This window comes from Spirabiliibacterium pneumoniae (assembly GCF_014884995.1).
Taxonomy (GTDB): Bacteria; Pseudomonadota; Gammaproteobacteria; order Enterobacterales; family Pasteurellaceae; genus Spirabiliibacterium; species Spirabiliibacterium pneumoniae.
This window is the reverse complement of sequence record NZ_JABMII010000005.1, coordinates 122,267-142,579: the sequence shown is the minus strand read 5'-3', so window position 1 is coordinate 142,579 and position 20,313 is coordinate 122,267. Positions and strand designations below refer to the sequence as shown.

The 20,313-nt window shown below is 45.1% G+C and carries 21 protein-coding genes and 1 pseudogene; 17 read left to right on the top strand and 5 right to left on the bottom strand.

All coding sequences use genetic code 11. The features are described 5' to 3' along the window. The first annotated feature begins 319 nt into the window (after positions 1-319). From HPC38_RS05060 to HPC38_RS05000, 13 genes and pseudogenes are all read left to right on the top strand, one after another. Positions 320-655, top strand: coding sequence for a hypothetical protein (locus tag HPC38_RS05060; RefSeq protein WP_208120194.1), 336 nt, complete (start codon positions 320-322; stop codon positions 653-655). 227 nt (positions 656-882) lie between these two features. Beyond that, positions 883-1,806, top strand: coding sequence for a hypothetical protein (locus HPC38_RS05055; RefSeq protein ID WP_208120193.1), 924 nt, complete (start codon positions 883-885; stop codon positions 1,804-1,806). Positions 1,807-1,954: 148 nt separating this feature from the next. Beyond that, positions 1,955-2,173 carry a helix-turn-helix transcriptional regulator gene (locus tag HPC38_RS05050; protein WP_208120192.1) on the top strand — a complete coding sequence of 73 codons (219 nt, stop codon included), beginning with the start codon at positions 1,955-1,957 and terminating at the stop codon, positions 2,171-2,173. Between the two features lie 2 nt (positions 2,174-2,175). Continuing rightward, entirely contained in the window at positions 2,176-2,925 is a 750-nt protein-coding gene (locus tag HPC38_RS05045; RefSeq protein ID WP_208120191.1) for an antA/AntB antirepressor family protein, read from the top strand. Between the two features lie 11 nt (positions 2,926-2,936). Then, the gene (locus HPC38_RS05040; protein WP_208120190.1) at positions 2,937-3,155 is read left to right on the top strand and encodes a helix-turn-helix domain-containing protein; all 219 of its coding nucleotides are present in this window, start codon (positions 2,937-2,939) and stop codon (positions 3,153-3,155) included. Then, a complete protein-coding gene (locus HPC38_RS05035; RefSeq protein ID WP_208120189.1) occupies positions 3,148-3,534 on the top strand; it encodes a hypothetical protein in 387 nt (128 codons plus the stop codon). Before HPC38_RS05040 ends, HPC38_RS05035 begins: the two co-directional genes overlap by 8 nt. A gap of 69 nt (positions 3,535-3,603) precedes the next feature. Next, positions 3,604-3,909, top strand: a pseudogene (locus tag HPC38_RS05030) (host cell division inhibitor Icd-like protein); the annotation flags it as partial. A 90-nt stretch (positions 3,910-3,999) separates the two neighbouring features. Further along, a complete protein-coding gene (locus HPC38_RS05025; protein WP_208120204.1) occupies positions 4,000-4,989 on the top strand; it encodes a host cell division inhibitor Icd-like protein in 990 nt (329 codons plus the stop codon). Further along, positions 4,982-5,230 (top strand): hypothetical protein, encoded by a 249-nt coding sequence (locus HPC38_RS05020; protein ID WP_208120188.1) that lies wholly within the window; start codon positions 4,982-4,984, stop codon positions 5,228-5,230. Before HPC38_RS05025 ends, HPC38_RS05020 begins: the two co-directional genes overlap by 8 nt. Beyond that, on the top strand, positions 5,227-5,427 hold the full coding sequence (locus HPC38_RS05015; protein ID WP_208120187.1) for a hypothetical protein: 201 nt from the start codon (positions 5,227-5,229) through the stop codon (positions 5,425-5,427). The genes HPC38_RS05020 and HPC38_RS05015 overlap by 4 nt, the downstream gene beginning before the upstream one ends. Next, positions 5,420-5,746 (top strand): hypothetical protein, encoded by a 327-nt coding sequence (locus HPC38_RS05010; RefSeq protein ID WP_208120186.1) that lies wholly within the window; start codon positions 5,420-5,422, stop codon positions 5,744-5,746. The genes HPC38_RS05015 and HPC38_RS05010 overlap by 8 nt, the downstream gene beginning before the upstream one ends. Further along, a complete protein-coding gene (locus HPC38_RS05005) occupies positions 5,739-6,143 on the top strand; it encodes a hypothetical protein (protein ID WP_208120185.1) in 405 nt (134 codons plus the stop codon). The genes HPC38_RS05010 and HPC38_RS05005 overlap by 8 nt, the downstream gene beginning before the upstream one ends. Further along, positions 6,127-7,917 (top strand): DNA primase family protein, encoded by a 1,791-nt coding sequence (locus HPC38_RS05000; RefSeq protein WP_208120184.1) that lies wholly within the window; start codon positions 6,127-6,129, stop codon positions 7,915-7,917. The genes HPC38_RS05005 and HPC38_RS05000 overlap by 17 nt, the downstream gene beginning before the upstream one ends. 589 nt (positions 7,918-8,506) lie before the next feature. On the opposite strand, the gene hemH is transcribed toward HPC38_RS05000, so the two are convergent. Genes hemH through ydiJ form a run of 3 tightly spaced genes read right to left on the bottom strand, consistent with a single transcriptional unit; the run spans position 8,507 to position 12,994 of the window. Further along, positions 8,507-9,490, bottom strand: a complete 984-nt coding sequence (gene hemH, locus HPC38_RS04995; RefSeq protein ID WP_208120183.1) for a ferrochelatase — start codon at positions 9,488-9,490, stop codon at positions 8,507-8,509. A gap of 16 nt (positions 9,491-9,506) precedes the next feature. Continuing rightward, positions 9,507-9,935, bottom strand: a complete 429-nt coding sequence (locus HPC38_RS04990) for a thioesterase, FlK family (RefSeq protein WP_208120203.1) — start codon at positions 9,933-9,935, stop codon at positions 9,507-9,509. Then, positions 9,932-12,994: a D-2-hydroxyglutarate dehydrogenase YdiJ gene (gene ydiJ / locus HPC38_RS04985; protein WP_208120182.1), complete on the bottom strand. Its 3,063-nt coding sequence runs from the start codon at positions 12,992-12,994 to the stop codon at positions 9,932-9,934. The genes HPC38_RS04990 and ydiJ overlap by 4 nt, the downstream gene beginning before the upstream one ends. A gap of 379 nt (positions 12,995-13,373) precedes the next feature. Here ydiJ and ompA point away from each other — a divergent pair, with 379 nt between their 5' ends. The 4 genes from ompA (at position 13,374) to HPC38_RS04965 (ending at position 17,457) form a co-directional block, all read left to right on the top strand. After that, positions 13,374-14,426, top strand: a complete 1,053-nt coding sequence (gene ompA, locus HPC38_RS04980) for a porin OmpA (RefSeq protein ID WP_208120181.1) — start codon at positions 13,374-13,376, stop codon at positions 14,424-14,426. A 125-nt stretch (positions 14,427-14,551) separates the two neighbouring features. Continuing rightward, the gene (locus tag HPC38_RS04975) at positions 14,552-15,634 is read left to right on the top strand and encodes an AI-2E family transporter (RefSeq protein ID WP_208120180.1); all 1,083 of its coding nucleotides are present in this window, start codon (positions 14,552-14,554) and stop codon (positions 15,632-15,634) included. Positions 15,635-15,745: 111 nt separating this feature from the next. Then, entirely contained in the window at positions 15,746-16,633 is an 888-nt protein-coding gene (gene metF / locus HPC38_RS04970; RefSeq protein ID WP_208120179.1) for a methylenetetrahydrofolate reductase, read from the top strand. Between the two features lie 32 nt (positions 16,634-16,665). Next, positions 16,666-17,457, top strand: coding sequence for a YdcF family protein (locus tag HPC38_RS04965; RefSeq protein ID WP_208120178.1), 792 nt, complete (start codon positions 16,666-16,668; stop codon positions 17,455-17,457). A gap of 29 nt (positions 17,458-17,486) precedes the next feature. On the opposite strand, the gene ettA is transcribed toward HPC38_RS04965, so the two are convergent. Then, the gene (ettA, locus tag HPC38_RS04960) at positions 17,487-19,157 is read right to left on the bottom strand and encodes an energy-dependent translational throttle protein EttA (RefSeq protein WP_208120177.1); all 1,671 of its coding nucleotides are present in this window, start codon (positions 19,155-19,157) and stop codon (positions 17,487-17,489) included. A 76-nt stretch (positions 19,158-19,233) separates the two neighbouring features. Beyond that, positions 19,234-20,253: a calcium/sodium antiporter gene (locus HPC38_RS04955; protein ID WP_235977637.1), complete on the bottom strand. Its 1,020-nt coding sequence runs from the start codon at positions 20,251-20,253 to the stop codon at positions 19,234-19,236. Positions 20,254-20,313 lie beyond the last annotated feature (60 nt).

The following is a 20,313-nucleotide window of genomic DNA, read 5'->3' as shown; positions in this document are numbered from 1 at the left end:
AATATTTGCGCTAAAATAACGCCACAGACAGGCGCAAAGCACGGCAGATAGGCAACCACCAAACCGAACAGCAAAACGCGCCTAAAGCCCGAAATAACGCCAATTTACAATTAAACCGAACAGGAAACCGAACAGATGGCACTCACGCAGAAACGGATTAATTTCTGCAATGCTTACCTAGAAACAGGCAACGCTAGTGAGGCATACAGGCAGGCCTATAACGCCGAGAAAGCAAGAATTTGTGATCAAGATCTAAAATTTTTATTACATAGTTTGATAGCATTGTTCACATTGTAGTCTAGTGAACAGGAATAACAGTATGTATCGTTTATTATTATCTTGCTTATGTTTACTTATGGTTTCATTAAATTCCTATTGTTATGAAGTTAAAAGGATGTGCGTAAGCTATGAAACTAATGAGGGCTGGTCGCATGGATATGATGTTGAAACAACTTTTATTGATGGCGATGAATTAGGAGAAAAAACAAATTGTAGTTTTTGTTATAGCCCACTCAGTAAATATGGCGTTATTTTTTGGGGTCCAGGTGAAGCATCAATTATCAAGTTAGATATTGGAATGGTAGGTTATTATAATAATGGGCGAGATAAACAGGGTCGCCGCTGGAAATTAAATGAAACATCTATTTGTTACTAAGATAATTAATAAAACGAATAGCCGTTATTATAGATGAGAAAATAAGCGTTTTAGCTTGTGCTGAATACTGTTTATTTGTACAATAAGTTAAATAGTAAACAATGCAATCAAGCATTAACCGAATATGGCGCACCTAGCAACGGCGTAATTAACCGTTGCGAACGTAGTAAACCCTTTATGCTATTGGTGCGCCACCTACTTAAAGGGCAACGTGAAAGGGGCGTTTAGTGACAAAAACTAACAACTACTATGACAGCTTGCCTGAATGTTCTGTTATTGATTATGAGATAATCCCCTTACCTGAAGCGGCTTTGTTATGGTGTGGCGTAAAATATGAAGATTTAGCGGAGGAAGTGAGGAATATAACTCACGTATCACAAAGCATTTATAAACACCCCTATATCCCTTGCTTTGAGAAAAAAACAAAAGTACTTAATGCAGCGGTTAATAATCGAGAGCTAAGAGCAGTTAGAGAACATGGCGGAGGCGGTGAAGACGGTGACCTTGTTGCGCACAAACGCCGTCATTTTTGGCTTAAGGATTTAAAAGCGTTTATCTCGAAAAACTATCCCACAGATAGACCAACAACCATTTTTCACGCTGAAGAGTTAAAGCAGGGATTAACCGCACAAAGCTATAAAAAATTAAATTCTGAATTAAGCGACGCAAATTTAAAAGTTATCCAATTACAAAATGAACTAAACGAAGCCAAGAGCGCAGCAAGAGATGGCGAACTACTGGCTCAGCAATTACGCACACACGCAGACCAAGCTATATCAGCAAAAAATGACGCTGAAGAACGCCTAGAAAAAGCAAGAGAATATTACAGGATCTCAAAGGCTGAAATTGAAAAATTAAAAGCAGAAATAGAGACGCTAAAAGCTAGAAATAATACGGCGTCAACAAAAACAGTTAATGCGCAGGCAAGGTTTATCAAGGCATTATTAGCCGTATCATTTAGCGAGGACGTAGCAGAAAACCCTAGAAGCAATATTAGTGAGTTTGACCCAAAACAGGGCATAAAATATTCCAACGGGGAAATTCAAAAGGCTTTTGATGTGGCAGGATATAGAATACCTACAACAGGCCGCACACTTGACGCATGGATCAAAGACATAGATATATCAGACCTAAAAATCGAGGCAGTGTAAAGCCTTGTAGGCATAGATGATTATTTAGGGGAATATTCTACCATTTAGGGGAATATTCCCCTTTTTCTAAATTCCACTCCATACCATACAACCAAGCGCAAAGCAGTAATTGCGCTAAATATCCTTTAACCAATAAAGAGAGGTATGTATGGTAGAACCAACCACAGATAAATCAATCATTCGTTTAGCTCGTACTGCACAAAAATGTGGTGTGAGTAAAACCACTGTTCACAACTGGACTAACCCAAACAGCAAACATTACCGCGCAGACTTTCCTAAAAAAATCCGCCTAGGTGAAAACAGTGTAGGCTTTTGGCTGCACGAGGTTGACGCTTACCTTGAGAAATTAGCAAACCAAGGAGCGTAATCATGGAAAAATTAACGACGGCACCAGCGCCCAGCGTTGATTTAGTTTCTATGCTAGCTATGCAGTCTTACCCAGTGAAAGATAAGCTTGTTCAAGGCGTGAATGCGCGCAATTTGCATAAAGCATTACAAGTTGGACGTGATTATTCTAACTGGATTAAGGGGCGAATTGATGAAGTTGGCTTTTTAAAAGAGCAAGATTATATCACTGTGCAAAAAACCGCCATTGATACGCCAAAACGGGCGAATCAAAAAGGCGGTAATTTACGAGGTATTGAATACATTATCACCCCTGATATGGCCAAGCATTTATGCCTTTTGGAAAAAACACCAATGGGGCGTATTGTTCGCCAGCACTTCATTGACGCTGAAAGCACATTGCGTGAACTGGTGCCACAGGCGCATAAAGAACTCGCCAAGAAAACAAGCGCGCGACTGGCAAGCGTTACCCACCAACACGCAATGACGGACGCATTGAAGCACTATTACACCCGCCAAAATAAAGCGATTAAAGCCCATCATTACAGCAACGAAAGCGAAATGCTAGATAGCCTTGTGCTAGGTCAAAACGTGCGGCAATGGAAATCAGAGCACAGCATTAAAGGCAATGTGCGTGATTACTTTACCCAGCCACAGCTTGAGGCTTTGAACCTACTGCAAACCACCAACACTGCATTAATCAACCTTGATATGAACTATCACGAGCGCAAAGGGCGGTTGAGCGAACTGGCAGCGCGCACACTGGAACGTTAAGGAGACAACCAATGAAAGGCAAATTGACACACAAACAGCAAGTACTCACCGCACTTAAAGCAGGCGAAATGATGACACCACTAGACGCTTTACGCCGTTTTGGGTGCTTTCGACTAGGCGCAGTGATTTACGACTTACGCCAAGAGGGATACCGAATTAAAACCCACAGTATTACCGAAAACGGAAAGTACTTCGCAGGTTACACACTGGAGAAAAGCGACGATGAGTGATAACCGCGTGCAGGCATTACCGCGCTTTAATGGTAGGTCCACCACCATCAACGCAAGCGCAAAAGTGAAAGATATTCCACGGCTTGCGCAATATGCCAAGGACGGCGCGCAGATAAAAAACAAGTTAGCGAAATTGAACCTACTAGGCGAAGCAATTAGCCATTACTTGAGCGGCAAGCCACTGTTGAAAATAGTGACGCTAGATTGTGATGATGAACCTTACCCACTGGCGGACGTTATCACCTTACAGGGCGAATATATCGAGCGATTGCAGCGTAGATATGAGTTATCACCTACGAATGAAAATCGCAACGTATTAGCCCTTGCACGGCGGAGATTGCGCGCACTTGAGTTACTGAACAAAAAGCACAGGCAATAAAAAACCCCGCTAAACGGGGTATTGTCTGATTTACAACACACTTTTCAACAAAAAGGCAATTGATACGTTATGAATATTAGCACACTTTTAGTGCGTATTGTGGAAATATGCACACAATCAGCAAAATTTGATCTAAATCACTTTACAGACACGATTACTTTATCGTATTTTATCCGTGCGGTTGCAAAATCAACCGCCGAGCCTCGAAACTCGAACACTAAACTTGTGGCGTATAATGACACGCCAAAACTAGCGTGTTTTTTTATGCGTAGCATGCGCACATCCAAAGAAAGCCCACGGTTTAACCGTGCGGTTGTTCATTCAATGGTAGCGTGTGGCGGGAAAGGTTTTGCCCTTTGCTGTGTTCCACAAGTCGCAGTTTTCGAGCCCGTTACACGTTACCGCCCAAGCCTCGAAACTTTAGCGGTAACTTCACTAAAATTTATTACTTGTGGAGCAATCGCTATGATTTATCACATACCACGCCCTAATTTTCTCTTCTCGCAAAAAAGTAGTCTAAACTGCTTTACAGCAAAACCTATTTTGTTGTATTTTACCAATGCACTAGCAAATTCTGGTGCCAGCCGTGGAAAGCTGAACACCCAACTGGCGTATAAATGCACGCCAATTAACGCGTGTTTTTTTATGCGTAGCGCACACACACCTAAAGAAAGCCGTCAAAGTGCGGTTATTCTCTCAATGGTAGCGTGTAGCGGGCAACCCTTAGGGGTTGGCCGTTTACCAGTTGGAGCGGTTTTCCACCCCGTTGCACGCTATCGCCTAAGCCGTGGAAAGCCAAGCGATAGCCCAATTTTAACAACTGGAGCAATCGCTATGATTTATCAATTCGTCGGCGTATCACGCCAGCACTACAACCGCACTTTGCTTGAGCAATTTCGCGTACAAGCTCAATCCGAAACCCAAGCCCGCGCACTTTTGGCGCGTGATTACGTTCTCACCCTTGTTGGCCAATTGCCTGACAGCGCAAAGACCAACCGCACTTTAGTGGCAGGGGGGGGCGCTATGACAACATCACGCTTTACAAAATCCCAAAGTGCGGTTAGTATTGCGCCCACTACAACCTTACGCGCAGACCGCAGGCGTTACTCAAGCGGCATTTTTTTATCTCAAGTTCATCAAGATTGCGGAGCAATTCACACCGCAGGCTATTCAGAATTTGCGATAAGGGCGACACGCAGAAATAAGACGGGAAACCGTACGAATAATGCGGGCTGTTGTAAGGCAGTAGTTGAACCCTTATCGCACCACTCAAGCGATAAGTTGATTAACATTATTGCGAGCAATCACACCATGACTACTAAAACCTTACACGGCAACCGCAGCCGACATTCAAGCGGTATTTCTCAACAATCCCACACGGCAAGACCGCACTTTAACCCTACAAACACCGCCACACTTGCGCCTATTTTTGGCTTAGGGGGTGCTTATGCGTAACGTTGAAGGTTGCTTAACGAGCCTAAAACACACGGCTAATTCACTTGATATGGCATACAGTGTGATTTATTTGATGTTAGAAAAAATAGGCCATTGCGACGAGGATTTTCAAGCGGATTTAGATAGCAGAGGCCTAAAAGGCGGTATTGAAGCAGTGCACAACTTGCTATTCGACACTATCAAATCGTTAGACAGTGATATAGACAACCTAGCCAAAGCATTAAAGGAGATTAAGAAATGAACTATTTAGACTTTGACGCTATGGATAACTTGATCAACAAGCTAGAGGGCATTATTGCGGGGCTTGATTGTGTAGCTTTTGGCTTAGACGGCTCACCGAGCAAAGCAATTAATTATTTTGCGCTAGAGCTTGAAGCACTGCAAAGCGACTTACAACAAGCTATCAAAGACAAGGGCAAAGGGGCAAGCAATGACTAAATTAACCAACAATGCCCAATGGGTGCGCCAATTTGAGTTAATCAAACAGGCTAATCAAAAGTGCGCTGATGTTTACCCTGATGACTTTCACCATAAGCTCAAAATGCGTGAAGAAAGTGCACGCTTAAGCGCAGGATTAAAGCAAGGGCGCGATTTAGTCGTTGAGCTGATAGGCGATGGCGGGGCACTTGCCGACGAGCAGAGGGCGAAAAACAAAGCCTTTAAACGTGCGGCGAAGTTTTTTATTAAGCACCTTGATGACGTTGTAGAAAATATTTCACAGATTGAGCAGATGAAAAAAGGGGGAGCGGATGAATGAGCTATCCTACCTTGAAAAAATAATGCTAGAAGTTAGCTTTTCTAATCTTACAAATGATGAGCAGATACCCTTATTCCCTATTTTTGATTTATTAATGGGGTTTATTGCAAGCGAAACTGGCAAGTTTGAAGCGCAATCCCTTGATGAATTAAAAGAGCTTAGTGCAGAAATAAATATTGCTTCAAAGCACTTGTTAGCTATATCACCGCAACCGCCTAGTGATGATGTGGAAAAGTGGAAAAATGATTTTTCACGGCAAGTGCTAGAAATGAAATGCTTACAAACAGCAATAGTCAATGAATTTGTGCGAATGCTTAACTTAGTCGGCGACGCCGCATTAATGCGTCTTAATGAACTGGAGCACAACGCAGGGGGCGGTAATGACACGATTAACTAAAGCCCCGTATTTGACAACTCAGCCGAGAGCCTACCAAGACGAGGCGATTATCATTGCAGGCACGCAGGCTTTTAGCACTGTGCAACGTGAGATGATTATCACGGCGCGAGGGCTTGCGTATAATAAAAATATGGTCACGCTTGCTGAAGAGCAGCTAGAACGGGCACAAGACTTGCAGATTGTGCATAAAAAGCAAAAGATAGCCAGCATTAACAAAGCAGGCGATTTAAGCGAAGACGAGATAGAGCGGATTATTTACAGCCTAGCTAATCATAGCGAACTGGACAGGCTTTATTTCTTTGACTGGACAAGTGGCGGCGACCGAGAGAACTGGAGCGACAAGCTAGCGCGAGTGCGTGCAGGCGAAGATATGGTAAATAATGCCCTTGTTGAAGCCCCTAAAGTCGATCTAAGTCATTGCAGCACTCGCCAAGCACTAGAGGCTTTTTTAAGTTGGCATAAAGAGCCGTTGCGGCGTGACACCACCCTAGGCAAAACCTACACCTACACTGGCACGCACTGGGCAGAGATTAACGACGAAATATTGCGGCGTAAAGTGCTGGCTTTTTACCGTGAAAATGACGCTGATTTTACGACTAACCGAGTAAATAAACTGGCGGACGTTGTTATTTTGTCACTGGCTGAAATGCCTGTCACGCAAGGTGAATACATAGGTTTTAATAATGGCGCACTGAATAAGCTTACAGGCGAATTTCTAGCGCATAGTGAAGCGTTAGGCTTGCGTGAGATAGATAACTTCACTTTGAATACTGACAGCCTAGAAACGCCGATTTTTAACCAATGGATGGTTTTTTTAACCAACGGTGATAAAAAGAAAATCGACGTGCTTTTAGCTGGCCTTTATATGGTGCTCACCAATCAACACAAATGGACGTTATTTCTTGAGATTACTGGCGTAGCGGGTGCAGGCAAATCAGTCTTTGGCGAAGTAGCACAAATACTCAATGGCACAAAGAACACAGCGATTATTTCACTAAAAAGCATAGAAGACCCCAAAGGGCGTGCATGTATGCTGAATAAATCGTTGGCTTACTCACCTGACCAAGCTAATTACACAGGTAGCGCAGACGCACTGAAAGCCATTACTGGCGGTGACGAGGTAAGCATAAAGATTTTGTACAAAGACGAAATTAAGGCGCGGTTAACGCCAGTGTTTTTACTGGTGACTAACTACCCTTTACTATTCACCGACCGTAATGGCGGCGTAGCACGTCGGCGTGTAATTATTCCATTTAACAAACAAATTCCCGCAACAAAGCGTGATATTCATTTTCTAGATAAAATCAAAGGTGAGTTATATGGCATAGTGCATTTATTGCTAGCAAGGTTTAATGCTGACCCATTAGAGGCTAAATTCATTCTTGAACAGCAAAAAGACGAGCAATCAGCGATTGATATTAAACAGCAAAGTAACCACTTGATAGACTTTGCCAGCTATCTTACTGTGCAGCCAGTCAATGAAACCGACGCGCCACGCGAGCAGGCGAAAATCATTAATGGTCTTTACTATGGTAGCCAGCTATCAAAGCGGCCTAAGCACGATACACTTTACGGCGCATATACGCATTATTGTGACTGTCAAAACATCAAAGGCGTGCTATCCGTGCAGGCGTTTAAAGCAGCGTTACCTGACGCACTCAAAAACACAGGGCAATCAGCCGAAATCAAAACACGGATAAAAGACGGTTCACAGATAACTAATATCTACTGGCGACGGCACCATGCTGAAATCTTCCGAGAATGGGAAGGATAAGCACCACGTAAAGCCACTTTAACGAGTGGCTTTTTTATTGCTCACTGCACACAAAATCACACACAAAAACATCAAAAAGGGGCTAAAGTGGCTGAAAAAGGGGGTAAATAAGTGGCTTTAAAAATGCCACCCACTTATTTTTTATATTTAATAACAATGACTTATACTCAATAAGGGGATAAGGGGATAAAAAGTGAAAAGTTTTTAGTTTTTTAAAATTTTTTTATTTTGCATTTTTTACTGGTGCCATCTGGGCGATGTTTTTATGTGGCCAAAAATCTGTTAATCTCTTGCAGAAAATAAAGCAAAAAAAATTGTTCATTTTTTGCCTAGCGTTGACAAATAGAACCACGAGAAGAACCACGAAACGATAGGTTGAATGATGACCTTATTAAAATTCAATATGTTACGTGTTAAATTCAGGTCACGCTCAGGCACCAACTTCAAATAAAATACACTCCAATATGTTTAATAAGCCCTAGAGAATCAACGCTTTAGGGCTTTTTGTTTATCTAATGCAGCATAACGGAATATGGCGGTTTTAGTCATTTATTAAGTAACACGTTATACTACCCCTAAAAATGTATTGCTAAAATTTACTACAGGGTGTGTGGTGCGACTGGGATAGCAACCCATCAACCAACGTTTCCATCATGCTGATATGATCGTCTCGGGCGTTGAGTGTGGGGATGTAGCGGTAGTGCTCGCCGCCGTTGGCGATAAAAATGTCACGGTTTTCTTCAGCGATTTCTTCCAATGTTTCCAAACAGTCAACCGAAAAACCTGGGCAGATGACGGCGATACGTTTGTGCTTGCCCGCTTTGGCGAGCTGTTCTAGGGTGACGTCGGTGTAGGGTTGTAGCCAAGGCTCTTTGCCAAAGCGAGATTGAAATGTCATGCGCCATTGTGTGTCTGAAAGTCCAAGTGCGGTTGCAACCGCCTGCGCGGTTTGTTGGCAGTGTTGTGGGTAGATGTCGCCTTCATCGGCATAACGCTGCGGGATGCCGTGGAAAGAAAAGAGTAGCAATTCATCATCATTGAGTTTTCCGATGCTATTAGCGAGGGCGGTGATGTAGTTTGGGTGGTTATGATAGTGATGAATAAATGCAATTTCAGGCATGTAGCGGTGTTGCTTTAAGCTCGCGGCAAAGGCGTCGAATACGCTGGCGGTTGTGGTGGAGGAGTATTGCGGATAGAGTGGCAACACGATGATTTTGCCCACCGCTTGGGCAATTAAGTTATCGACCGCACTTTGTATTGATGGCTCGCCATAGGTCATGCCCAATTCAACGATGATGTTACCATCAGTGAAGCGCTGTTGTAGTTTTTGTTGTTGTTCTCGACTGATGGCAAGCAGAGGTGAGCCTTGCGCTGTCCAAATAGATTGATAAAGTTTCGCCACGCGTGGGGAGCGAAAGGGTAAAATCGCACCATTTAGAATCAACGCCCAAAGCCAACGTGGCACGTCGATGACCCGTCGATCCGAGAGAAACTGACGCAAATAAGTGCGTACCGCACTGGCTGTTGGTGCAGAAGGGGTGCCGAGGTTGACCAATAAAATGCCTGTTTTCATGTGATCATTATCCTGATTATTTGGGTTGTGCTTTCACCACTTGCAAGGTCAATCGGCTTTGACAAACTAACCGATCGGCGCTGTCAATAATGGCAATTTGCCACACATGTTGCGTTTTACCTAAGCGCAGAGCAGTGGCGCGTGCGCGGACAGTGTCACCTAATTTGACTGGGCGCAGGTGGCTGGCGTTGATTTCGCTGCCGACCACGGCCATGCCTTGCTCAACACAACATAAGCCAGCGAGCGAGCCGACGGTTTCTGCTAGCAGCACCGATGCTCCGCCGTGCAAAAATCCCATTGGCTGGCTTGATTTTTCACACACCAGCAGGCGCGCTTCAAGATAATCAGCGCCTTTTTCGCTAAATTCAATGCCGAGATGACTGACCGCACTTTGTGCGCATAAAGCATTAAGAGCGTCCACACTCAAATTTCGCTTCCACATTATTCAGCACTCCACAGTGATAATAAGGCTTGAATTGGGTGTTTAGCTGTGAAATGCGCCATGCGTTTAACCTGTGAGCGACAGGAGTAGCCCGTGGCGAGGCAGTGATCGGCAGGGCGAGCTTGTATTTTTTTTGCCCATGAGAGTTGATAAATGGCTTTCGACATTGCGATATGTTGGCTCTCGTGCCCAAAGGTGCCTGCCATGCCGCAGCAGCCAACACCTTCACATTCAAGTTGCTGCCCAAAATGGGTAAAAATACGTTGCCACAGTTGCCCGCTGTTTGGCACAGCGGTGATTTCTGTGCAGTGTGGGTAGAGATACCATGTTTGCGCGTCTAAGTTCGCTGGCGTTGGCAGGCTGTCGAGTTGTTGGCTGAGCCATTCGTTGGTCATCAGCACGTCAAATGGCAGGCTTTCCCCTAAAATTTCACGGTATTCATCGCGGTATGACAACACAATAGCAGGGTCCACGCCCACCATCGCGATGCCGAGTTGGCTGATGCGGTGGAGAAATTCGCCCTGGTTGCGCGCCGTTTTGGCAAAGCGGGTTAAAAAGCCTTTAATATGCTGCGCCTTGCCGTTAGGTTTGAACGGCAGCACATACGCCGTGAACCCAAGTTTTTGTGCAAGGCGGACAAAATCGCCCACTACATTGGCATCATAGAACGAGGTAAACGGATCTTGCACCACCAGCACCGATTGTGCTTTTTGTTGCGGGCTGAGTTTTTCAAGTGTTTCAAGTGAAAACGCAGGGCAACCGCACTTTTGTAATTGCTCAGCCAACGTTGGCGTGCTCAATGTGGGTAAATCCACCATACCAATGGTTTTTTGCGCCAGCGCGGCGGTGAGTGTGTTATTGGTTAGCGCATTGGCGAGCTTGGGCGCTTTTGCCATCAACGGCGCATAAAGCTCCACGTTGGCGACCACATGATCTTTTATCGGGCGCAGGTAACGCTGGTGATAAAAATGGTTAAATTTAGCCCGAAAGCGCGGTACATCAATTTTAATCGGGCATTGGCTGGCGCAAGCCTTGCATGCCAAACAGGTGTCCATGCTGGCTTTCACCTCGTGGGAAAAGTCATACTCGCCACGCCATTTGCGCCAGCTAGAGGTCAATTTCTGCGCTAAATCCCGCAGGCTGACCGCACTTTGCGCATTGAAATCCAGCTCCTCTGGGCGAACGCCTTGCTCCGTTAACAATCGCAGCCATTCACGCACCATGGCCGCGCGCCCTTTCGGTGAAAAAGTGCGGTCACGGCTGACTTTGTAAGACGGGCACATCGGGCTGTGTACATCATAGTTGAAACACAAGCCATTGCCGTTGCAGTTCATTGCGCCTGGAAACGAGTCACGGGTTTGCACGGGAATTTGGCGATCGAAATCAGCGCGCATTGGCGAAAGCACAGGTAAAAGTGCGGTGTCGTTGTCCAGCGGTGTGCAAATTTTACCTGGATTGAGACGATTGTGTGGGTCAAACCACGTTTTGATTTGCCGCAATAACTGCCATAGCGTGTCGCCAAAAAAGCGTGGCGCATAGCTCGAACGCAGCCCTTTGCCGTGCTCACCCCAAATCAAGCCACCGTATTTTGCGGTGAGTTCTACCACGCTGTCTGAAATGGTTTTCAGCAACCGCACTTGTGCCTCATCACACAAATCAAGCGCAGGGCGCACGTGCAGCACGCCAGCATCCACATGCCCAAACATGCCATATTGCAGCTGGTGGCGGTCAAGTAAGGCTCGAAATTCGCTGATGTAATCGGCCAAGTTCTCAGGCGGCACGCAGGTGTCTTCCACAAATGGAATGGGCTTAGCACGCCCTTTCGCGTTGCCTAACAGGCCAACGGCTTTTTTACGCATAGCGTAAATTTTCAAGATAGAATCAAGATCATCGCAGCGTTGATAACCAATCAGCCCGCCACGTTTGGCAGCCAGATCCGCATCAAGCTGGGCGCATAATTCGGCCACTCGTTTTTCGATCACTTGCGGATTATTGCCAGCAAATTCCACGATATTAATGCCGACAATCGGTTTATCGGGGGATTCCGTGAGGAGATCCTTCACTGAATGCCAAATAATGTCTTGCTTGGCGAGATTAAGCACTTTTGCGTCCACCGTTTCAACAGAAAGCGCATTGGCTTTCACCAGTAGCGGCGCAGCGCGCAGGGCGGAGTCAAAAGCATCGTATTTAATGTTGAGCAAAGTGCGGTATTTGGGGATCGGCAGCAAGTTGAGCTTGGCCTCACACACAAACGCCAGCGAGCCCTCGGAGCCGGTAATAATGCGGCTGAGGTTGAATGCGCTCATGTCATCATTGAACACATTTTTGAGATCATATCCCGTTAAAAAGCGGTTAAGCTGCGGGAGATCATTCATGATGATTTGGCGGTTGTCTTTACATAGCTGCGCCACATTTCGCTCCAATTGCGCAGCAAAAGGGGAAAGTGCGGTCGCGGCTTGATCAAACTGCGTGGCATTTTGTGGCGCGGTGGTTAAAATCTCACCATTGATTAACACGGATTTCAGCGCAATAACATGGTCGGATGTTTTGCCATATTGTAACGAGCCTTGCCCAGAGGCGTCGGTGTTAATCATGCCGCCGATCGTCGCACGGTTGCTGGTGGAAAGTTCTGGCGCAAAAAACAGCCCGTGTGGTTTCAAAAACGCGTTTAGTTGATCTTTGACCACGCCAGCTTGCACGCGCACCCAGCGCTCTTGCACATTTAGCTCCAAAATCTGGTTCATATGCCGTGAGAGATCAACGATGATGTTATTATTTAGCGCTTGCCCGTTGGTGCCCGTGCCGCCGCCACGAGGCGTGAAGGTTAGCGATTGAAAGTGCGGTTGCTGTGCCAGTTTGGTTAAACGCACCACATCGGCGAGCGTTTTCGGAAATAAAATCGCCTGTGGCAATTGCTGATAGACACTGTTATCGGTTGCCATGCTAAGCCGTGCAGCATAACTGGTAACAATGTCGCCTTCAAATTGTTGTAAAGCAAGTGCGGTGAGATAATCCCGAGCCTGTGGGCTGATAGCTGGGATAGCGTTTAAGCGAGGCAACATAATAAATTCCAAATAGCGTGCAACATAAAAATAAGGTAGAATGATGGCGAATTCTAGCATATTTGGCGCGAGATAAAAGCCACCTGCACGTTTAAATCCCTAAATACATTAGGATAAAAATGTGCTGAAAAAGTTCATCTTTTAAGCTAAAAAAGGGTTAAAAAACATCTTTTTGATTAAATTTCAACCAAAAAGGCGAAATTATCGGTCAATTTGGTTGATTTTCAGCGTTGAGTCGCTGATAATAAACCCACACTCAGAAGAGCAATCTTCAGAGCTTGTTAGTCTGTATAGAGTTGCTCTATAAACGGATTAGCCGATTCACTTTATTAAATCTATAAATCGGCGAATACTTAACTCAATTAAAGAGGACATTGAAATGAAAAAAACAGCAATTGCATTAGCTATTTCTGGTTTGGCTTTGGCTTCAGTAGCTCAAGCAGCACCACAAGCAAACACTTTCTATGCTGGTTTAAAAGCCGGTTGGTCACAATTCCATGATGGCGTTAAAGTTGGCAGCAGTGTTATTAATAATGCTAACAGTGATGTTAAATTTGACAAGACTCGTCGTAACTCTGTAGCTTATGGTGTTGTGGGTGGTTACCAAATTACTCCAAACTTTGCTGCTGAATTAGGTTATGACTACTACGGCAGTTATGAATTGAAAGCGCCAGGTGCAGATAAATTTAAACACACTGCTCACGGTGCCAATTTGAGCTTAAAAGCAAGCTATCCAATCGTAACAGATTTGGATTTCTATGCGAAAGCAGGTGCTGCATTAGTTCATTCTAACTATAAAGTTACTGGTAAAAAGGCAGAGAAAAAACACTCTAACCGTGTTTCAGCACTTTTCGCTGGTGGTTTAGAATATGCAATCACTCCAAGCTTGACTGCAAGCGTTGAATACCAATGGCTGAACAACGTTGGTAAATTAAAAGTTGATAACCAAACTGTTGACTACCGTCCAGATATCGGTACTGTATATGCAGGCTTGACTTACCGTTTCGGTCAAACTGCACAAGCACCTGAAATCGTAACTAAAAAATTCGCATTCAGCTCTGACGTATTGTTTGCATTCAACAAAGCAGACTTAAAACCAGCTGCTGCACAAGCAATCGACACTATGACTGCTGAAGTTGCTCAATCAGGTCTTGGCAACCCTAACTTCAACGTTGCAGGTTACACTGACCGTTTAGGTTCAGACGCTTACAACTTGAAACTTTCTCAAAAACGTGCTGAAACTGTAGCTAACTACTTAGTTTCTAAAGGTGTTCCACAAACTAACGTTTCTGCAGTAGGTTACGGTGAAGCTAACCCTGTAACTGGCAGCAACTGTGACGCTGTTAAAGGCCGCAAAGCACTTATCGCTTGTTTAGCCCCAGACCGTCGTGTTGAAGTTGCCGTACAAGGTGCTAAAACTTTCAAAATGTAATCACTGATTACTGATGTTTTAAACAAGACCCAGCTTCGGCTGGGTTTTTTAATATGTAATCAAAAGTGCGGTCTAGTTTAAAAACAGGTATAATACCCACGCCTATTTTAATTGGAAGTCAGATTATGGAAAAAAAGCAGGATCCGAATATTCAACTTCATCCCGAACATTATCACACACATTTTGTGCCTGTTGTGGTAACAATAGCATGCGCCATTGTTATTTTAGCTGGCGTTAAAGCGGCGGCCGATTTGCTTACGCCATTATTGCTGGCGCTGTTTATTGCGATTGTATGTTCCCCGCTGATTAAAAAAATGATGCGTTATAAGATCCCACAATGGCTGGCAATTGGTATTTTGTTGTTGGTGATTTTCATCGGTTTTAGCATTTTTGCCTCGATGATTGGCGCTTCAATTAATGAATTTACAGCCTCATTACCGCAATATAAAACATTATTATCCGAAAAAATGCAGTGGCTTCTTAAATGGGCGCAGCACTATAACCTGAATGCCCTAGTTCCACAGCAAAAGCTAGCAGAAAGTTTTGATCCTAATACCGTAATGAATTTTGTCAGCAATGCGCTAGGGCAAGTGTCTGGTATGGTGAGTGATGTGTTTGTACTGTTTTTAATTGTAGTATTTATGCTTTCTGAAATTCCACTGGCTAAGCGTAAACTCAATTATCTAGTTAGCGGACAAACTGTGGGTGAGCAACGCCAAGTGAAAAGTGATGTGTATCGAGTGGTCGATGGCGTGATTCAGTATTTATCGATCAAAACCATCACCAGCATCATGACAGGGATTGTTATCTACATTGTACTCAAATTGCTTGGGGTGCAATATGCGATTTTGTGGGGCACGTTGGCATTCTTGCTTAACTATGTGCCAAACATTGGCTCGATTATTGCAGCTATTCCAGCAGTGATACAAGCCTTTATCCTCAACGGTGTGCTCGAAGGCGTGGTGCTGATTGCCACTTACACCGCCATTAATATCGTGGTTGGTAGTGTGGTCGAGCCTAAAATGATGGGCTCACGGCTTGGGCTTTCTACCCTAATTGTATTTATTTCCTTAATATTCTGGGGCTGGTTGCTGGGCATTGTGGGCATGTTTCTCTCAGTGCCATTAACGATGGCGACCAAAATTGCACTGGAAGCGAACCCTGCAACAGAAAAATTAGCCTATATTTTAGGTAATGGTGAAAAATAGGAATTATGAAATTTATTCACGTTTAATGTGAAAATATCCACGTTGACTTATGCCTCAATGCTGTTTATTTTAGACGTCTAAACATCTAAAAATAACAGATTGGGGTTTTTTATGAGTTATGCAAGAGAGATTAATGCGCTCAACCAAAGCGTGGCCGATTTAGATGGCAAAATCAATGTTTCCTTTGAATTTTTTCCACCTAAGAATGAAAAAATGGAAACATTATTGTGGGATTCTATTGATCGCTTAAAAACCCTCAAACCTAAATTTGTATCGGTAACCTACGGTGCGAATTCTGGTGAACGTGAACGCACCCATAGCATTGTGAAGGCCATCAACCAAAAAACGGGCATTGAAGCCGCACCGCACTTAACAGGCATTGACGCCACCCCTGATGAATTGCGCCAAATCGCTAAAGATTATTGGCAAAGTGGCATTCGTCATATCGTCGCCTTGCGCGGCGATGAACCTGCAGGCTATGACAAAAAGCCGTTTTATGCGAATGATTTAGTTGAGCTTTTGCGCAGCGTGGCGGACTTTGACATTTCCGTTGCCGCCTATCCTGAAGTACATCCTGAGGCGAAATCGGCCCAAGCAGATTTGCTCAACCTCAAACGCAAAATTGATGCTGGTGCCAATCGTGCGATCACACAGTTTTTCTTTGATATCGATAGTTACCTACGTTTTCGTGACCGCTGTGCGACAGTGGGGATCGACGTAGAAATCGTGCCAGGCATTTTGCCGGTGTCGAACTTCAAACAGCTCCAGCGCATGGCGAAAATCACGAACGTTAACATCCCAAGTTGGATGAGCAAAATGTACCAAGGCTTGGAAGACGACCAAACCACTCGTAACCTTGTTGGGGCAAGCATTGCGATGGATATGGTGAAAATTCTTTCTCGCGAAGGTGTGAAAGATTTCCATTTTTATACACTAAATCGATCAGAATTAACTTATGCGATTTGCCACACGCTCGGTGTTCGGCCAGATATTGCTTAAGCAAGCGAAATTTTTTGTTATACTAAGGGCCGATGAGCCCTTTTTTATTGGAGTTGCCTGTGGATATTATTTTGCGCAAAGTGCTGCTCAATGCGTTATTGCCCCCTTTTAACATCATTTTATTATTACTGTTTACCGCACTTTGTTATTATCTCAACTGGAAACTGCTCGGGCGCATAAGTGGCGCATTCGCTATCGGTTTGCTTTTTTTGCTCAGCACGCCGTTTGTGGCACACCATTTACAAAAATCGCTGACCGCGCATTTAACCTTGCCAACGCTTGATCAATTCAAGCAAGGGGATTTAATCGTGGTGCTGGGTGGTGGGGTGCGTGAAAGTGATCTAGGCATTCATGAATGTACTATCGGTGGCATGCCACTTGAACGCATGCGCTTTGGCGCACAGCTGCACAAAAAAACAGGATTGCCATTACTGGTTACGGGGGGCAGCTTATTTGATTGCGAAGCCGAAGCGGATGCCATGGCGCGTGAATTCAATTATTATTTCAATATTCAACCAAAGTGGATTGAGAATAAATCCCACACCACCACAGAAAATGCCCGATTGAGCCGTGAAGTATTGGAAAAAGACGGCATCAAAAACCCAACTATCATACTGGTCACTAACGACTGGCACATGCAACGCGCGAAATTTTTATTTGAACGTCAAGGTCTTACCGTTCTCCCTGGCATGGTCAACACCCAAATGGAATTGGACAGCGGCGTGATTAACTACATCCCACAGGCAGGTGCCCTAATGAGCAGCCAACAAGCCCTCAAAGAGTGGCTTGGTTATTGGGTATTAAAACTGGAGATTATGAAATAAAAAAGTGCGGCCAAACCGCACTTTCTGTTTTATTTTGCAATGCGTTTGTATTTCATTCGTTTGGGTTCTAGTGCGTCGGCGCCATAGGTTTTCTTTTTCCATTCTTCGTAATCGGAGAAGTTACCTTCGTAGAAGGTGACTTTTCCTTCGTCGCCGTAGTCAAGAATATGGGTGGCGATGCGGTCTAAGAACCAGCGGTCGTGCGAGATGACGAGTGCGCAGCCTGGGAATTCTAACAGTGCATTTTCCAGTGCGCGTAGGGTTTCAACATCAAGATCGTTGGTTGGTTCATCGAGTAATAATACGTTGCCGCCAGCTTGTAGCAGTTTGGCTAAATGCAGTCGTCCACGTTCACCGCCAGAGAGTTCGCCGACGCGTTTTTGCTGATCTACACCTTTGAAATTAAAGCGCCCAACATATGCTCGGCTTGGGATCTCGAAGTTGCCAATTTTCATAATATCTAAACCGTTTGATACTTCTTCCCATACAGTTTTTTTGTTGTCCATGGCGTCACGGAATTGATCCACACAGGCCAGTTTGACAGTTTCACCTAAAGTGATTTCACCGCTGTCAGGTTTTTCTTGACCTGACAACATTCTAAATAGGGTGGATTTCCCTGCGCCGTTGGCACCAATGATGCCCACAATCGCGCCTTTTGGAATCGTAAAGGAGAGATCGTCAATCAAAGTGCGGTTGCCATAGCTTTTGCTGAGATTTTTCACTTCAATGACTTTGTCGCCTAGTCGCTCACCTGGTGGAATGAACAATTCGTTCGTTTCATTGCGTTTTTGATATTCGCTGGAGTTGAGTTCTTCAAAGCGCGCCATGCGAGCCTTGCTTTTGGCTTGGCGGCCTTTTGGATTTTGACGCACCCATTCGAGCTCTTTTTCAATGGATTTTTGACGAGCACTTTCACTGGCTGCCTCTTGGGCAAGGCGTTTTTCTTTTTGCTCTAGCCATGAGGAATAGTTTCCTTCCCATGGAATGCCTTCACCACGGTCAAGCTCTAAAATCCAGCCTGCAACGTTGTCGAGGAAATAACGGTCATGGGTAATGGCCACCACAGTGCCTTCATAGTCATGCAAGAAGCGCTCAAGCCATGCGACAGATTCAGCATCTAAATGGTTGGTTGGCTCATCAAGCAGCAGCATATCGGGCTTTTCGAGTAGCAAGCGACACAGGGCAACGCGACGGCGTTCCCCCCCTGATAGATTTTTAATTTTGGCATCCCATTCGGGCAAGCGTAGGGCATCGGCAGCACGTTCAAGTTGATTATCAAGATTATGTCCATCGTGAGCTTGAATAATGGCTTCAAGCTCGGCTTGCTCGGCTGCGAGGGCATCAAAGTCTGCATCGGGTTCGGCGTAAGCAGCATAGACTTGATCAAGGCGTGAAAGTGCGGTTTTAACTTCACTGACCGCCTCTTCAACGGCTTCTTTAACGGTTTGTTGTGGTTCAAGTTTTGGCTCTTGCGGCAGGTAACCAATTTTGATGCCAGGTTGAGGGCGCGCTTCACCTTCAATATCTGTATCGATGCCAGCCATAATCCGCAGCAAGGTGGATTTCCCCGCGCCATTTAAGCCTAACACGCCAATTTTTGCGCCAGGGAAGAAACTCAAGGAAATATTTTTTAGAATGTGTCGTTTCGGTGGGACAACCTTGCCCACGCGGTGCATAGTATAAACAAATTGGGTTGACATAATGATTCCATATTGTGGTGTAAATGAACGCCATTTTAGCGTAAAAGTGCGGTTTAAGCTAGCCAGGCGGGCCCTGCTAGCTGCGCAGGCTTAGGAAGATGAATGCGTTGTAAGCGATATAGCAAAGCAGGAGTAAAGCCCCAGCCCAGCGGTAGATATGTCCACTTGGCGCGCGGTAGCGATAACCAATGATAAATAATAGCAAGGTGAGCGCCAGCATAACAGGCATATCACGATAGACGACTTCAAAGCCTGCGTGCATTGGCTTGATTGTGCCTGCCAGCCCCACAACGGCTAATGTATTAAACATATTTGAGCCGATCACATTCCCCAGTGCCAGCTCATGTTGGTGCTGTCGGGCGGCGGAAATGGAGGAGGCCAGTTCTGGCAGTGATGTGCCGATGGCGATCACCGTGAGGCCAATCACTAAATCGCTCACGCCAAAAGCCTGAGCGATAAACACCGCTCCTGAGACCAATAGCTGGGAGCTTGCCACTAACAACACGATGCCGACGATGAGCAGCAGTAACGCTTTCGGTAAACGGATGCTGGTGTCAATTTCGAGGGTTTCTTGTGGGCGATATTTAGCGCGCAGTGCTTGATAAACGCTCCAAAACATAAAGGTTGCGAAAAGCAGCAGTAAAATAATGCCGTCGAGTCGGGATACTTCGCCATCGAGCAGCAATGCAATCGAAATGAGAGTGACGGCTAGGAGCTGAGGCAGTTCTTTGCGCAGCGTACTGGGGGCAACCAAGATTGGGCTGATAACTGCTGTAACGCCAAGAATCAAGGCGAGATTTGCGATATTTGAGCCATAAGCATTACCCAAAGCGATGCCAGGATTGCCTTCCAGGGCAGAGGTGGCAGATACAACAATTTCAGGGGCAGAGGTACCAAAACCGACAATTAGCATACCGATCAAAATTTTTGGCATGCCAAAATGGTTAGCTAATGCGACAGCACCTTGCACAAAGCGATCAGCACTCCACACTAGCGCAGCAAGACCGATGATGATGGAAAGAATGGCATACGTTAATGTCATGGCGTCCTCAAGGCAAAGTGCGGTTTTAGATAAAAATAAAGCCCATAATTGCATAACAATTAAGGGCTAAGCTCTATTGGCTATGAAAAGCGTTTTACAAAAGGAGACAAATAA

What these genes read in the sequence shown, in the direction of transcription:
- HPC38_RS05045 (WP_208120191.1), top strand. Translation starts at nt 2,176, where the DNA reads ATGGAAAAATTAACGACGGCACCAGCGCCCAGCGTTGATTTAGTTTCT.
- ettA (WP_208120177.1), bottom strand. Translation starts at nt 19,157, where the DNA reads ATGTCAACCCAATTTGTTTATACTATGCACCGCGTGGGCAAGGTTGTC.
- HPC38_RS05050 (WP_208120192.1), top strand. Translation starts at nt 1,955, where the DNA reads ATGGTAGAACCAACCACAGATAAATCAATCATTCGTTTAGCTCGTACT.
- metF (WP_208120179.1), top strand. Translation starts at nt 15,746, where the DNA reads ATGAGTTATGCAAGAGAGATTAATGCGCTCAACCAAAGCGTGGCCGAT.
- HPC38_RS05060 (WP_208120194.1), top strand. Translation starts at nt 320, where the DNA reads ATGTATCGTTTATTATTATCTTGCTTATGTTTACTTATGGTTTCATTA.
- ydiJ (WP_208120182.1), bottom strand. Translation starts at nt 12,994, where the DNA reads ATGTTGCCTCGCTTAAACGCTATCCCAGCTATCAGCCCACAGGCTCGG.
- ompA (WP_208120181.1), top strand. Translation starts at nt 13,374, where the DNA reads ATGAAAAAAACAGCAATTGCATTAGCTATTTCTGGTTTGGCTTTGGCT.
- HPC38_RS04965 (WP_208120178.1), top strand. Translation starts at nt 16,666, where the DNA reads ATGAGCCCTTTTTTATTGGAGTTGCCTGTGGATATTATTTTGCGCAAA.
- HPC38_RS05025 (WP_208120204.1), top strand. Translation starts at nt 4,000, where the DNA reads ATGATTTATCACATACCACGCCCTAATTTTCTCTTCTCGCAAAAAAGT.
- HPC38_RS05040 (WP_208120190.1), top strand. Translation starts at nt 2,937, where the DNA reads ATGAAAGGCAAATTGACACACAAACAGCAAGTACTCACCGCACTTAAA.
- HPC38_RS04955 (WP_235977637.1), bottom strand. Translation starts at nt 20,253, where the DNA reads ATGCAATTATGGGCTTTATTTTTATCTAAAACCGCACTTTGCCTTGAG.
- hemH (WP_208120183.1), bottom strand. Translation starts at nt 9,490, where the DNA reads ATGAAAACAGGCATTTTATTGGTCAACCTCGGCACCCCTTCTGCACCA.
- HPC38_RS05035 (WP_208120189.1), top strand. Translation starts at nt 3,148, where the DNA reads ATGAGTGATAACCGCGTGCAGGCATTACCGCGCTTTAATGGTAGGTCC.
- HPC38_RS05015 (WP_208120187.1), top strand. Translation starts at nt 5,227, where the DNA reads ATGAACTATTTAGACTTTGACGCTATGGATAACTTGATCAACAAGCTA.
- HPC38_RS05005 (WP_208120185.1), top strand. Translation starts at nt 5,739, where the DNA reads ATGAATGAGCTATCCTACCTTGAAAAAATAATGCTAGAAGTTAGCTTT.
- HPC38_RS05000 (WP_208120184.1), top strand. Translation starts at nt 6,127, where the DNA reads ATGACACGATTAACTAAAGCCCCGTATTTGACAACTCAGCCGAGAGCC.
- HPC38_RS05010 (WP_208120186.1), top strand. Translation starts at nt 5,420, where the DNA reads ATGACTAAATTAACCAACAATGCCCAATGGGTGCGCCAATTTGAGTTA.
- HPC38_RS04975 (WP_208120180.1), top strand. Translation starts at nt 14,552, where the DNA reads ATGGAAAAAAAGCAGGATCCGAATATTCAACTTCATCCCGAACATTAT.
- HPC38_RS05020 (WP_208120188.1), top strand. Translation starts at nt 4,982, where the DNA reads ATGCGTAACGTTGAAGGTTGCTTAACGAGCCTAAAACACACGGCTAAT.